The organism is Trinickia sp. (assembly GCF_057351765.1).
The window spans coordinates 108,249-120,455 of sequence record NZ_JBMRBK010000061.1; the positions used below are offsets into that span (position 1 = coordinate 108,249).

The following is a 12,207-nucleotide window of genomic DNA, read 5'->3' on the forward strand; positions in this document are numbered from 1 at the left end:
CGGTTTCAACCCTTGGCCAGCGCAAGCTGCGCGTAGTCGTGGCCGAGCTCCGCGCTGAGCGCCTCGACGACCAGTTCGTGATCGGCGCGTTGAGCGAGTCCCGACACCGTCACCGACCCGATGACTCCGACACCGGTCACCGTGATCGGGAATGAGCCGCCGTGCGCGGCGTACTCGGCGCCGGGCAATCCGTGCTTGTCGGCAAGCGTCGTTCCGGCCTGCTGCATGCGCAGTCCGATCGCATACGAACTGCGGCGGAATTGGGCGACGACGTTGCGCTTACGGCGCACCCAAGCTGCGTGATCGGGCGTGGCCCCCTCCAGCGAGCAGAAAAAAAGCGACTGGCCGAAGGTCGAAACATCGATGGCGAGCGCGAGCGAACGCGCCGTCGCAATTTCATGCAGATAAGCGCCGAGCTGCCAGGCGCGAGCGGCGTCGAAGCGAGGGAACACCAGCGTGTGCTCCTGGGCTGCGATGGTACGCAGATCGTGATCGATATCCATGAGAGAACAAAATGCCGTTGGGTAATGCGCGTGAACCGGGACAACCCGATCGTGCTGCGGCGCGGCACCCGATTCTAGCGCAGGTGTATGCGGCCGCGCCCAAGTGCCGGCGAGCAATCGGGCATCCGAGCAAACCCGCGATCGATAGATAAAAGCGAATCCATCCTTGCGTCGACTTTGGGATTTATCTATAATCTTCTTTTCGACGGACGCGGGGTGGAGCAGTCTGGCAGCTCGTCGGGCTCATAACCCGAAGGTCGTAGGTTCAAATCCTACCCCCGCAACCAATACAAGCACGTCCGCAAGCACTTCCAAGCGATGTGCCGCCGTCCAGGAACATTGAAGCTCGATCGTCAGATCGGGCTTTTTTTATGTGCGCGCCGCGGAGGTTGGCGCGATAACGAGGGCCCGGCGAACCGGGAAAAACCCGCATCGACGAGCGAAGCGGCTGCGACCGTCCAGCCGATGGGCCGAGTCCATGACAACGTTTTCTTTATGTAGTCTCGGCTCCTATTGCGCATAATCCGGCGCGCCCCTATCGTTGTCGAAGCAACATCAACGGCTGCGCAAAAAAACAGAAAGACCGCGCGAAAGGCCGACACTCTGAGACAGGTACGGAGACCACCGATGACAAGCATGTCCGAACCCGCACACGCCGGGCCCCCCACATTTTTTTCGAAGCAGGCCACGGTCGCCCGCCCCGGTTTCACTCGCTGGATGGTGCCGCCCGCGGCACTCGCCGTGCATCTGTGCATCGGCCAGGCCTATGCGTTCTCCGTCTTCAACGGCCCGCTGACGAAAGTCATCGGCATTACCCAATCGGCGCCGGAAGACTGGTCGCTGACCACGCTCGGCTGGATTTTTTCGCTCGCCATCGTGTTCCTCGGGCTCTCCGCGGCCTTCGCAGGCAAGTGGCTCGAGCACGTCGGCCCGCGACGCACGATGTTCACGGCGGCCTGCTGTTTCGGCGGCGGCTTCCTCGTTTCCGCGCTCGGGGTCTGGCTGCATCAGATCGTGCTGCTCTATCTCGGCTATGGCGTGATCGGCGGTATCGGGCTGGGGCTTGGCTACGTCTCGCCCGTGTCGACGCTGATCCGCTGGTTCCCGGACCGCCGCGGCATGGCAACCGGTATGGCCATCATGGGTTTCGGCGGCGGCGCGATGATCGCGGCGCCGTTGTCGGTCGCGCTGATGAACCACTTCAAGAGCGCCACGAGCGTCGGCGTGGCCGAAACGTTCATCGTTCTCGGCATCGCCTATTTCATCTCGATGTCGATCGGTGCCCTCGCCATCCGTGTGCCGCCCGCGGACTGGAAGCCGGCGGGATGGACGCCGCCCGACACGTCGCACAAATTGATCACGCGCAACCACGTCCATATCGACGAAGCCTTGAAAACGCCGCAGTTCTATCTGATCTGGCTGGTGCTGTTCCTGAACGTCACCGCGGGCATCGGCATTCTCGGACAGGCCTCGGTCATGATCCAGGAGAGCTTCAAGAACACCGTTACGCCGGCCGCCGCCGCGGGCTTCGTCGGACTTCTCTCCCTGTTCAACATGGGCGGGCGCTTCGTCTGGGCATCGGCATCGGACTGGGTCGGCCGCAAAAACACCTACTTCATCTTCTTCGCGCTCGGCGCCGTGCTCTACTACTTCGTTCCGAGCTTCGCGACGACGGGCAACATTGCACTTTTCGTGCTGGCTTACTGCGTGATTCTTTCGATGTACGGCGGTGGCTTTTCGACCGTGCCGGCCTATCTCGCGGATATGTTCGGAACAGCCTTCGTCGGCGGCATCCATGGGCGCCTGTTGACCGCCTGGGCCGCCGCGGGCGTGGCGGGCCCGGTGCTCGTCAACTACATCCGTGCATACGAGGTAGCGCACGGCGTGGCCAAGGCCGACGCTTACACGATGACTGTCCACATCATGGCAGCGCTGCTCGTCGTCGGCTTCATCTGCAACCTGCTCGTTTCGCGCGTGAACGAGAAACATCATATGAGCGAGCTTCAGCTCGCCAACGAACAGTGAGGAGAGGCGCAATGAACGAGACATCCACCGCGGTCACGCCGTCGAGCCGCATCGGCCTGATCGTCTTCTGGGCGTACGTGCTGATCCCGCTCGCCTGGGGCGTCATCAACACGCTGCGCCAGGCGCTCAAGCTGTTCGTCTGAGGCGCACCGACGAGCCGACCGGAAGCCGGGCCATGCGCCCGGCTTCGTTTTTTGGGTGCGCGATCCGAAACGTCGAGCGACCCGCGGCGAGCCGGCAGCCAGTGATAAACTCGCATCACTTTCACGCGCGCGTTTTTTGCCGGCTTGCGCGAGCGCCGAGTACGCAGCAGCGCTGCACCGCGCCCGCGCCGTCCCTCACGATATCTATGAAATTCTGCTCAGCCTGCGGCCACTCGGTCAGCTTACGGATTCCAGCCGGAGACAATCGCGAGCGCTTCGTCTGCGAGCGCTGCGGCGCCGTGCATTACCAGAACCCCCGCAATGTCGTCGGGACGGTGCCGGTGTGGGAGGACAAAGTCCTGCTCTGCCGCCGCGCGATCGAACCGCGCTATGGCTATTGGACGCTGCCGGCCGGTTTCATGGAAATGGGCGAGACCACCTCGGAGGCCGCCGCGCGCGAAACACTCGAGGAAGCGGGCGCGCGCGTCGAAGTCCAGCACTTGTTCTCGCTGCTCAATGTGCCGCACGTCCACCAGGTGCACATTTTCTATCTGGCGCGGCTGCTCGATATCGATATCGAAGCCGGCGAGGAAAGCCTCGAGGTGCGGCTTTTCGACGAAAGCGAAATCCCCTGGGACGACATCGCGTTTCCCACCGTCTGCCAAACGTTGCGTTTTTTCTTTGCCGATCGTTCGGCCGGCAACTATGGGCTGCACACGGGCGACATCTTCCGCTCGCTGCGCGAAGGCTGATCGAACCCGCGCGCCGATGGTCCCCTGGCTCGGTCCTGACGATCCGTTCCCGCCTGTCGAGCAGGCGCTCGGCGCAACGAGCGGTGCGCCGGGCCTGTTGGCCGCGAGCTCGGACCTGCTGCCCTGGAGACTCGTCGATGCCTACCGGCGCGGCATTTTCCCCTGGTACTCGGACGGTCAGCCGGTACTCTGGTGGTGTCCGCATCCGCGCATGATCCTCGTGCCGGCGGAATTCAAGGTATCCCCTTCGCTGAGAAAGACGCTCAAGCGCGTGCTGCGCGATCCGCGCTGGGAGGTCCGCGTCGATTGCGATTTCCCCGGCGTGATGCGCGCCTGCGCGCAAGCGCCGCGCCAAGGGCAGCGCGGCACCTGGATCACGGCCGAAATCATCGACGCCTATTCGATGCTGCATCGCGCCGGCGAAGCGCACAGCGTGGAAACCTGGTACGAAGGCGCCCGCGTGGGCGGTCTGTACGGCGTCTCGCTCGGACGCATGTTCTTCGGCGAATCGATGTTCGCCGATGTGACCGATGCGTCGAAAATCGCGCTCGCCGCACTCGTGGGCCACCTGCTCCGCCACGAAGTAGAAATGATAGACTGCCAACAGAATACGTCGCATCTGGCATCGCTCGGCGGCCGGGAAATTGCGCGCAAGAGCTTTCTCGGACATGTGCGCGAAGCGGTGGCGCAAGCACCCATTCCGTGGCGCTTCGACAAATCCGCCTTGCTCGAGGTCCTGCCTGACAGGATGCAGGCGATGCCGGAAAAACGCGCGCGCTGACCACGCACCGTGAGCAGCCTGCCAACGAGGGACGATGCTTCGAGAGCCGCCAATGACTCACCCGAATGAGCTGCCGCTTTCACCTCTTTCCGCGCTGCAATTTTATGCAACCGCGCCCTATCCTTGCAGTTATCTGGAAGGACGCATCGCGCGCTCGCAAGTCGCCACGCCAAGCCACCTGATCAATTCCGACGTTTATACCGAGCTCGTCAAGGCGGGCTTTCGCCGCTCCGGCGTGTTCACGTACCGCCCGTACTGCGAAGGTTGCCGCGCTTGCGTGCCGGTTCGCGTGCCCGTTGCGGCCTTCACGCCAAACCGGACGCAGCGCCGTGTGTGGAAGCGCCATGCCAGCCTCGTCGCATCGGTTTCGACGCTGCATTACGACGAGGAACACTACGCGCTCTATATGCGCTATCAGGCGGCCCGCCATGCGGGCGGCGGCATGGACCGCGACAGCCGCGATCAATACGAACAGTTCCTGTTGCACAGCCGCATCAACTCGCGGCTCGTCGAATTCCGCGAGCCGGTGCCGGCGGATCTCGGCATGGCGCAACCGGGAACACTGCGCATGGTCAGCATGATCGACATCCTCGGCGACGGGCTGTCCTCCGTGTATACCTTTTTCGAACCCGACGCCGCGAAGGCGAGCTACGGCACCTACAACATTCTCTGGCAGATCGAGCAGGCTCGAAGCCTCGGGCTGCCTTACGTCTATCTGGGCTACTGGATTCAGGAAAGCGCCAAGATGGCCTACAAGTCGAATTTTCGGCCACTCGAAGGCTTGAGCGGCGGGCGCTGGAGCCCGCTGGATACATCCTCGCGTGAGGCCCCGCCCTCCGACGACGATGCCGCGCGTGGCGCCGAAGGGTAACGCCCTTGCGCGCGCCGCGCACCGGGCCGCGCGTTTCGGGGCCGGCACCGCGAAGCCGGTAAAATAACGGGTTTCCATTTCCGGCTCCAACCTTTCCGTGCTCAGCTCCCTTTATCCGTTTGCACGAGCCCAACTCTTTCGCATGGATGCGGAAGACGCTCATCATCTGACGCTGCGCGCACTGAGTGCCGCGGGCCGGGCCGGCGTCGCGCGGCTGCTCGCCACGCATGTACCCGACTTGCCGCGCACGGTGATGGGCATCGCGTTTCGCAATCCGGTCGGGCTCGCAGCGGGGCTGGACAAGGATGGCGCCTGCATCGACGGACTCGCCGCACTCGGCTTCGGGTTTATCGAAGTCGGCACCGTGACGCCGCGCGCACAACCCGGCAACCCTCGCCCGCGCATGTTCCGGCTACCGCAGGCCGGCGCACTCATCAATCGGATGGGTTTCAACAACGGCGGCGTCGATCAGTTCGTGCGCAATGTGCAGGCGGCGCGATACCGTGGACCGCTCGGCCTGAACATCGGCAAGAACGCCGATACGCCCATCGAGCGCGCCGCCGACGATTATCTCTATTGCCTCGAAAGGGTCTACCCGTTCGCCAGCTACGTCACGATCAATATCTCGTCGCCGAATACGAAGAACCTGCGCCAGTTGCAAGGAGCGGACGAACTCGACGCGCTCGTCGGCGCGCTCAAGGACAAGCAACAACGGCTGGCGGACCTGCACGGCAAGCTCGTTCCGCTCGCGCTGAAAATCGCCCCCGATCTCGATGACGAGCAGATCAAGGCGATCGCCGCCACGCTGCTGCGCCATGGCGTCGAAGGCGTCATTGCCACCAATACGACGCTCTCGCGCGCGGCCGTCGCGGGTCTGCCGCATGCCGACGAGGCAGGCGGCCTCTCGGGCAAACCGGTGTTCGAAGCTTCCAACGCCGTGATCGCCAAACTGCGCGCCGAGCTCGGCGAAACGGTCGCCATCATCGGCGTCGGCGGCATCGCGTCGGGTGCCGACGCGGTGGCCAAGCTTGCTGCGGGGGCGTCGCTCGTACAGATCTACACCGGCTTCGTCTACCGGGGCCCTGCGCTGGTGGGCGAGTGCGTCGACGCAATCGCCCACATGAGTGCGCCTGTCATATAGACATAAACAAACGATATTTCTAGACCGATTGGTATTTCGCTATCATGACGCACCTAATCACTGCCCCCGAGGCGAGGAGATCGACACGATGAAATTGGCGACGCTCAAGAAGATTCTGACGGCCGGCCTGCTTGGCGCGGCGTTCGTTACGGTCACCGCGCACGCAGCGGATTTGCTCGACGAGGTCAAACAGCGCGGGACGTTGCGCATCGGCCTCGAAGGGACGTTCCCGCCGTTCAATTCGAAGAATGCCAGCGGCGAACTCGTCGGTTTCGATGTCGATATCGCCAAGGCCGTGGCGGCCAAGCTCGGCGTGAAACCCGAATTCACGACGACCGAATGGAGCGGCATCATTGCCGGCCTGCAAGCAGGCAAGTTCGACGTGATCGTCAACCAGGTCGGCGCGACCGATGCGCGCAAACAAGTGTTGGATTTTTCGCCGGCCTATACCTACTCGGGACCCCAGTTGATCGAGCGCAAGGATGACTCGCGCGAGTTCAAATCGCTCGATGACCTGAAGGGCAAAAAGCTCGGCCTCGGTCTGGGCACGAACTACGAGCAGATGGCCAAGGCCGTTCCCGGCATCGACGTCAAGACCTACCCGGGCGCGCCCGAATATTTGCGCGACCTTGCCGCGGGACGCCTCGACGCCGCACTCAACGACAAGCTGATGGTCGCTTATCTGCTGAAGGGCTCGCAGCTGCCGTTGCGTGCGGGTGCTCAGCTGAACAGCGACACGCCGTCCGCCATTCCGTTTCGCAAGGGCAATCCGAAATTTGCCAAGGCCATCGACGATGCTATGACCCAGCTCGAAGCCGACGGCACTTTCAAGAAGATTTCGGAAAAGTGGTTCGGCATCGACGTGACGAAGCCCAAGGGCAAGTAAGCGCCCCTCGCTATTTCCCGGCTTCTGATGAAGGGCGGCGTCACGGCGATGCCGCCCTTTCTCTTTATCGAGCGTATATGATGTGCGCTCGCGCCGTCGCGGCTCGTCGAATCGTTTAGCCTCCACGCCATCACAGGCCATGTCCTCCACAACATCCCTGCTCGTCCAGTCGATGCCCGCGCTCTTGCAGGGCGCGGCACTCACCGTCAAATTCGCCGTGCTTTCGATGGCCTGCGGGCTCGTTGCCGCAGTCGGGCTCGCATTGATGGGTATCAGCCATAGTCGCCCCCTGAACTGGATCGCGCGCGTCTACGTGAGTGTCATGCGGGGCACACCGATGCTCGTGCAGATCTTCGTCGTTTATTACGGGCTGCCAAGCGTCGGCATCGCGCTCGAACCGACGCCGGCGGGCGTCATCGCGCTGTCGGCCAATGTGGCCGCGTATCTATCGGAGAGCATGCGCGGCGCCATCAACGGCATTCATCGCGGCCAATGGCTGGCAGCCTATAGCCTCGGCTTGTCCAGGCGGCAGACGCTGCGCTATATCATCGGGCCGCAGGCGCTGCGCATCGCGGTGCCGAGCCTTTCGAACAGCCTGATCAGCCTCATCAAGGATACGTCGCTCGTCTCGGTCATCACGGTGACCGAACTCTTGCGCAGCGCACAGGAGATCATCGCGGCCACCTATCAGCCGCTACCGCTTTATCTCGCGGCGGCCGCAATCTATTGGGTGCTCTGCCAAGTGCTCGAATGGGTGCAGCGCTGGTACGAGCGCCGGCTGGCGCTGCCGACGCGTCACTGACGGGCCGGCGTATCGCGCCTTTTCAGTAGGCCGGTAGCTTCGCGGCAGCCGCGACCGCGTCGAGCGCTGCGCCGAACCGATCGATGCGCGGCAGATAGAAATGGTCGGGGTCGAGCGAGTAGGCAACCCGGCGCGTGCGCCCCAGCACCTCGCTGCGGGGAAAGAAACCGAAGTAGCGCGAGTCCGCACTATTGTCGCGATTGTCGCCGAGCATGAAGTACTTGCCGGCCGGCACGATCACGGGACCGAATGAGCTTCGCGGGCTGGGCGCTACCGGCGACCAGCGTACGACGCGAGACGACTTGTCCAGATGTTCGACGAGGTAGATCCCCGGCGAAGACGGCGCATCGCGCATGGGCGCCACGACGAGGGACCGGTACTGCGCGCGCACTCCGTTCACGTAGAGCACATTGTCGACCAGTGAAACGCTATCGCCCGGGATGGCGACGATGCGCTTGACGAGAAGCTCGTGGGCAGCCGATGAATCGATCGTCACGATATCGCCGCGTTGGGGGTCGGCAAGGTGTGCGATTCGAATGTGCGTCAGCGGCACCCGCAAATCGTAGGCCATTTTGTCGACGAAAATGCGATCCCCCTCACGGATCGTCGGCAGCATCGAGCCGCTCGGCACGGAGTTCCAGTCGGCCACGGCGCTCCGGAACACGACCATGAGGAAGATGAAGGCAATGAGGCTCTTGTTGTTGCGCCAGAGGTTGGCAAGCGTCGGCATCGATGAGCTCCCGGACGGATGATTGCAAACGAGCATCGGCCATGGCCGATGCGCCTGCGATCATATCCGAGTTGCCGCGCCAGGCATGTCGAACTGCCCATTACGCGAGGGCGCGCCGAAGCCGTGCCGCATCGGCCCCGAGCGCCCCACCGTACCGGACTCGCGTTATCGCCGGCCTGGCATCTCGACCGAGAACTCCCGGCTGACTTCATCGGCGGCCAACTCGACGAGCGCGAGCGCCGCAGCTTCGGCTTCCTTCGGGTCGCGCCGCTCGATCGCCGAAACCAGACGTTCGTGCGTTCGCACCGAGATCTCCCAGGCGCCCTGCTTTTCCATCAGCATCGGTTGCGTCGCGGCAAGCGCTCCGCGAATGATCGCAGCCATTTGCTGGAAAAACTGGTTGCCGCTCGCATGGACGATGCGCGTATGCAGCATCTCGTTCGCGGACGCATAGCCTGCGTCTCCCGGCGCGAGCGAGCGAAACAGATCGAACGCCTCGCGAATGGCGGCCACGTCGGCCACGCTCGCCCGTACCGCGGCTTGCGCCGCCGCCCGCGGCTCGATGACCATACGAAACTCGATGACGTCGCGCATGAACAGCGGATCGGGCTTGGCCCTGAAGCGCCAGTTCACGACATCTTCGTCGATCATGCGCCAGTCGCGCATCGAACGAATGCGCGTACCGACCTTCGGCCGGACGTCCAGCATGTGCCGCGCGAGCAGCATCGACAACGCTTCACGCATGACTGTGCGGCTGACGTCGAACTCCTTCGACAGCACGTCTTGCGGCGGAAGAATCGCCCCGTACTTCTCTTCGACGATGCCGGTGACAAGCCCGTCCATCACTTTGCTGACCAGCGAACGATCCTTCCCCTGCTCCATGACTCCCCCCGATGCGCCTATCGACGCTTACTCCCGCCTCATCCGTTGCCCGGCTACGCATCGCGCTTTCGGTACGCGATACGGTGCTTCGTTCAAATTCGTCACGCTATTGGGAAACGCCTGAACAGGGTTATCCCTCTGACGAATCCCGTATGACTATGCTTGCGCGCTGCCGCTCCCTCGCGGCGTGGGCGCCAATCGTTTAGGAGACCTCACTGTCGTCTCCGCTTCGACGACGGACGCGGTACAGGTTGCATACCGCTGCATGCGAGCACCGCTTGCCGACCATCGAGCCGCGGGCCCAGGTAAGACAAATCGTCATGCTGCACGGTACTTCTCATACAAGTACAGTTCCGTTCGCAATCGCACTCACTCTTCCGAGTTTGCACGGCGTAGGCAATACAACGCTCGAAATTGCACCGCGCGCACATGTCTCAACAATGAGTCATTCGCGACGCTCGTCGCTTTTACATGCGAGGGACGCCAACTCTGCGAAGCGTTGTCCGCAGGACCGTCGATGCACCCGCATCGCCAAGCCGCTGCCCGGCATGGTGAGGGGAGCCGAACCCTTGTCAGCCGGGGCTTCGATCTCGTAGCGAAGTCAGCGCGACGCAGCAACGAATGTGGCCGATGCAACACAACTGAATCAATTTCCGCCATCCGGCCCGTGCTTGCACGCCGCCGATCGAGAGGGTGCGCAGGCCGCCGTATGCCGTGCGCCTCGAGCCCAAACAGCATGCCGATCAACGGTTTACGGCAATCAAACAAAGCTGAGTCTGAGGAGTCCCGGCACACGGGCGCGTTGTGCAGATTTGAAACAAAAAGGTTGCTCGGTTCCGTAGTCCCGCGTCGCAACAGTGGTTGCTTCCGGTGCGGCGGGGCCTCGCGGGGCATGGCACGATCCTCGCTGATCCTGGCGCGCAACTGAGCGCTGCCGCACAGACGGTGGCACGGCCAGGGAGAGAAGGCCAAAACCACGCCGGGTTGAATGGCGATGTCGGAACCCAGTCGTCCGACACATCCAAGCATCCACGGCCTTAAGCAACAAAGAGCCGCACGAGCCTATGCGCGAGAACCGCATGACGTGGCTGTTTTTCGAGGACCGATCATGTTGACACTACAATCCGACCTTCACGGCAACCATCTGCTAGGGGCATTGCCGTCGCATGAATGGCAAGCGCTGACGCCTCATCTCGAGTTGGTTCATCTTCGCACAGAGCAATTGCTGTGCGACTGCGGACACAAGATCCATCACGTCTACTTCCCGACGACGGCCATCATCTCGATCCTCTCGATGATGGAAGACGGCGGTTCCGTCGAACTCGCCGCCGTCGGCCGTGAGGGCATGACGGGCGTACAGGTGCTGACCGGCGGCGAGACGATGCCGAGCCGTGTCCAAGTGCAATGCGCGGGTTTCGCCTATCGAATGAGCGCTCAGCAATTGAAACAGGAGATCGCGCGTTCCGATCTCCTGCGCCGGCTGATGCTGCTCTATATGCAGGCCCTTCTCACGCAGGTCGCACAAACGGCCGCATGCAACCGGCACCACTCGCTCAGCAAGCAACTGTGCCGTTGGCTGCTGATCGAAATCGACCGGGCCGCCACGAACGAGCTGGCCGTGACGCAACAGATGATCGCCGACATGCTCGGGGTGCGCCGCGAAGGAATTACCGAGGCCGCCGGCAAGCTGCACGAGCAGGGCCTCATCCATCACAGCCGAGGGCATATCAAGGTGCTCGATCGTAAAGGTCTCGAATCGCGCGCTTGCGAATGCTATGGGCTCGTGAAGCGCGAATTCGACCGGCTGCTGCCGAGCCTGCATCAAACGAACGCCGTCACCTGAGCGCATGATGTGGTCCGCACCGCGGTGCAAGCCGCGGTGCGGTGCGCAACGCTCAGGCCCGCGTGCGAGTACCTTCCCGTTGCGCTTGCGGCCGAACGCGCGGCTTACCTCGGTGCGCCGTAAAGAATCGATTCGACGCCCGTTCCCGAGCCCAACAGGCACAGATCCGCGCCTCGTGCGGCGAACAGCCCGACGGTGACGACACCGGGCCACGCGTTGATCGTCGCCTCGAGTTCGCGCGGCGCGGCGATCTGCAAGCCCTTTACGTCGAGGATCTCGTTGCCGTTATCAGTGATATAAGGCGCGCCGTCCTGCCGCACGCGCAGCACGGGCACCCCGCCGAGCGCCATGACTCGCCGCCCGATCGCCGTGCGTGCCATCGGCACGACCTCGATCGGCAACGGAAAGCTGCCAAGCACATCGACCCGCTTCGATGCATCGGCGATACAGACGAATACTTCGGATACCGAAGCAACGATTTTTTCGCGGGTGAGCGCGCCGCCGCCGCCCTTGATCATGGCGCCGCTCGCGTCGATCTCGTCGGCGCCGTCGACATAGACGGGCAGCGATTCGATCTCGTTCAGATCGAACACGGGAATGCCGTGCTGCTCGAGCCGTGCCGTGGTGGCAACCGAGCTCGACACCGCGCCGCGGTAACGCGCCCGATGCGGTGCCAGCGCTTCGATGAAACAATTCGCCGTGGATCCGGTGCCGACGCCGATGACGGCGCCCTCCGGAGCGTGAGCATTCACGTAGTCGGCGGCGGCTTGGCCGACCATGCGCTTGAGTTCGTCTTGGGTCATGAGGAGCAGCTCGATGTGAGGCGAAAAGCGCTGATTTTACCGGAG

General features: G+C 63.1%; 13 protein-coding genes and 1 tRNA gene. 10 read left to right on the forward strand and 4 right to left on the reverse strand.

The features are described 5' to 3' along the window. Positions 1–5: 5 nt before the first annotated feature. Positions 6–503, reverse strand: a complete 498-nt coding sequence (locus ACO1XS_RS16530; protein WP_486391186.1) for a heme-degrading domain-containing protein — start codon at positions 501–503, stop codon at positions 6–8. Between the two features lie 210 nt (positions 504–713). Between ACO1XS_RS16530 and ACO1XS_RS16535 the strand changes: the two genes are divergently transcribed. The 9 genes from ACO1XS_RS16535 (at position 714) to ACO1XS_RS16575 (ending at position 7,904) form a co-directional block, all read left to right on the forward strand. Beyond that, positions 714–790: transfer RNA gene (locus tag ACO1XS_RS16535), tRNA-Met, on the forward strand. Positions 791–1,130: 340 nt separating this feature from the next. Beyond that, positions 1,131–2,528, forward strand: a complete 1,398-nt coding sequence (locus ACO1XS_RS16540; RefSeq protein WP_331567780.1) for an L-lactate MFS transporter — start codon at positions 1,131–1,133, stop codon at positions 2,526–2,528. A gap of 11 nt (positions 2,529–2,539) precedes the next feature. Then, on the forward strand, positions 2,540–2,671 hold the full coding sequence (locus ACO1XS_RS16545) for an MFS transporter small subunit (protein ID WP_331567782.1): 132 nt from the start codon (positions 2,540–2,542) through the stop codon (positions 2,669–2,671). A gap of 206 nt (positions 2,672–2,877) precedes the next feature. Continuing rightward, positions 2,878–3,423, forward strand: coding sequence for an NUDIX hydrolase (locus ACO1XS_RS16550; RefSeq protein ID WP_440560678.1), 546 nt, complete (start codon positions 2,878–2,880; stop codon positions 3,421–3,423). Between the two features lie 16 nt (positions 3,424–3,439). Beyond that, positions 3,440–4,204 carry a leucyl/phenylalanyl-tRNA--protein transferase gene (gene aat / locus ACO1XS_RS16555; protein ID WP_331567786.1) on the forward strand — a complete coding sequence of 255 codons (765 nt, stop codon included), beginning with the start codon at positions 3,440–3,442 and terminating at the stop codon, positions 4,202–4,204. A 52-nt stretch (positions 4,205–4,256) separates the two neighbouring features. After that, complete coding sequence (locus tag ACO1XS_RS16560) at positions 4,257–5,075, forward strand: arginyltransferase (protein WP_331567788.1); 819 nt, start codon at positions 4,257–4,259, stop codon at positions 5,073–5,075. A gap of 97 nt (positions 5,076–5,172) precedes the next feature. Continuing rightward, positions 5,173–6,216 carry a quinone-dependent dihydroorotate dehydrogenase gene (locus tag ACO1XS_RS16565; protein ID WP_331567790.1) on the forward strand — a complete coding sequence of 348 codons (1,044 nt, stop codon included), beginning with the start codon at positions 5,173–5,175 and terminating at the stop codon, positions 6,214–6,216. An 88-nt stretch (positions 6,217–6,304) separates the two neighbouring features. After that, entirely contained in the window at positions 6,305–7,102 is a 798-nt protein-coding gene (locus ACO1XS_RS16570) for a transporter substrate-binding domain-containing protein (RefSeq protein ID WP_486391187.1), read from the forward strand. 139 nt (positions 7,103–7,241) lie between these two features. Next, the gene (locus ACO1XS_RS16575; protein WP_486391188.1) at positions 7,242–7,904 is read left to right on the forward strand and encodes an amino acid ABC transporter permease; all 663 of its coding nucleotides are present in this window, start codon (positions 7,242–7,244) and stop codon (positions 7,902–7,904) included. Positions 7,905–7,926: 22 nt separating this feature from the next. Here ACO1XS_RS16575 and lepB read toward each other — a convergent pair whose 3' ends face one another. After that, positions 7,927–8,634, reverse strand: a complete 708-nt coding sequence (gene lepB, locus ACO1XS_RS16580) for a signal peptidase I (protein WP_331573780.1) — start codon at positions 8,632–8,634, stop codon at positions 7,927–7,929. A gap of 165 nt (positions 8,635–8,799) precedes the next feature. Next, the gene (locus tag ACO1XS_RS16585; protein WP_331573782.1) at positions 8,800–9,516 is read right to left on the reverse strand and encodes a FadR/GntR family transcriptional regulator; all 717 of its coding nucleotides are present in this window, start codon (positions 9,514–9,516) and stop codon (positions 8,800–8,802) included. A gap of 1,108 nt (positions 9,517–10,624) precedes the next feature. On the opposite strand from ACO1XS_RS16585, the gene ACO1XS_RS16590 reads away from it, so the two are divergent. After that, entirely contained in the window at positions 10,625–11,359 is a 735-nt protein-coding gene (locus ACO1XS_RS16590; RefSeq protein ID WP_173256093.1) for a Crp/Fnr family transcriptional regulator, read from the forward strand. Between the two features lie 104 nt (positions 11,360–11,463). Here the strand turns inward: ACO1XS_RS16590 and rpiA are convergent, their stop codons facing one another. Further along, positions 11,464–12,162 carry a ribose-5-phosphate isomerase RpiA gene (gene rpiA, locus ACO1XS_RS16595; protein ID WP_331573784.1) on the reverse strand — a complete coding sequence of 233 codons (699 nt, stop codon included), beginning with the start codon at positions 12,160–12,162 and terminating at the stop codon, positions 11,464–11,466. Between the last annotated feature and the right edge of the window lie 45 nt (positions 12,163–12,207).

Coding starts and splice junctions, on each gene's coding strand:
- rpiA (WP_331573784.1), bottom strand. CDS start 12,162: ATGACCCAAGACGAACTCAAGCGCATGGTCGGCCAAGCCGCCGCCGAC.
- lepB (WP_331573780.1), bottom strand. CDS start 8,634: ATGCCGACGCTTGCCAACCTCTGGCGCAACAACAAGAGCCTCATTGCC.
- ACO1XS_RS16550 (WP_440560678.1), top strand. CDS start 2,878: ATGAAATTCTGCTCAGCCTGCGGCCACTCGGTCAGCTTACGGATTCCA.
- aat (WP_331567786.1), top strand. CDS start 3,440: ATGGTCCCCTGGCTCGGTCCTGACGATCCGTTCCCGCCTGTCGAGCAG.
- ACO1XS_RS16560 (WP_331567788.1), top strand. CDS start 4,257: ATGACTCACCCGAATGAGCTGCCGCTTTCACCTCTTTCCGCGCTGCAA.
- ACO1XS_RS16545 (WP_331567782.1), top strand. CDS start 2,540: ATGAACGAGACATCCACCGCGGTCACGCCGTCGAGCCGCATCGGCCTG.
- ACO1XS_RS16540 (WP_331567780.1), top strand. CDS start 1,131: ATGACAAGCATGTCCGAACCCGCACACGCCGGGCCCCCCACATTTTTT.
- ACO1XS_RS16575 (WP_486391188.1), top strand. CDS start 7,242: ATGTCCTCCACAACATCCCTGCTCGTCCAGTCGATGCCCGCGCTCTTG.
- ACO1XS_RS16590 (WP_173256093.1), top strand. CDS start 10,625: ATGTTGACACTACAATCCGACCTTCACGGCAACCATCTGCTAGGGGCA.
- ACO1XS_RS16530 (WP_486391186.1), bottom strand. CDS start 503: ATGGATATCGATCACGATCTGCGTACCATCGCAGCCCAGGAGCACACG.
- ACO1XS_RS16585 (WP_331573782.1), bottom strand. CDS start 9,516: ATGGAGCAGGGGAAGGATCGTTCGCTGGTCAGCAAAGTGATGGACGGG.
- ACO1XS_RS16570 (WP_486391187.1), top strand. CDS start 6,305: ATGAAATTGGCGACGCTCAAGAAGATTCTGACGGCCGGCCTGCTTGGC.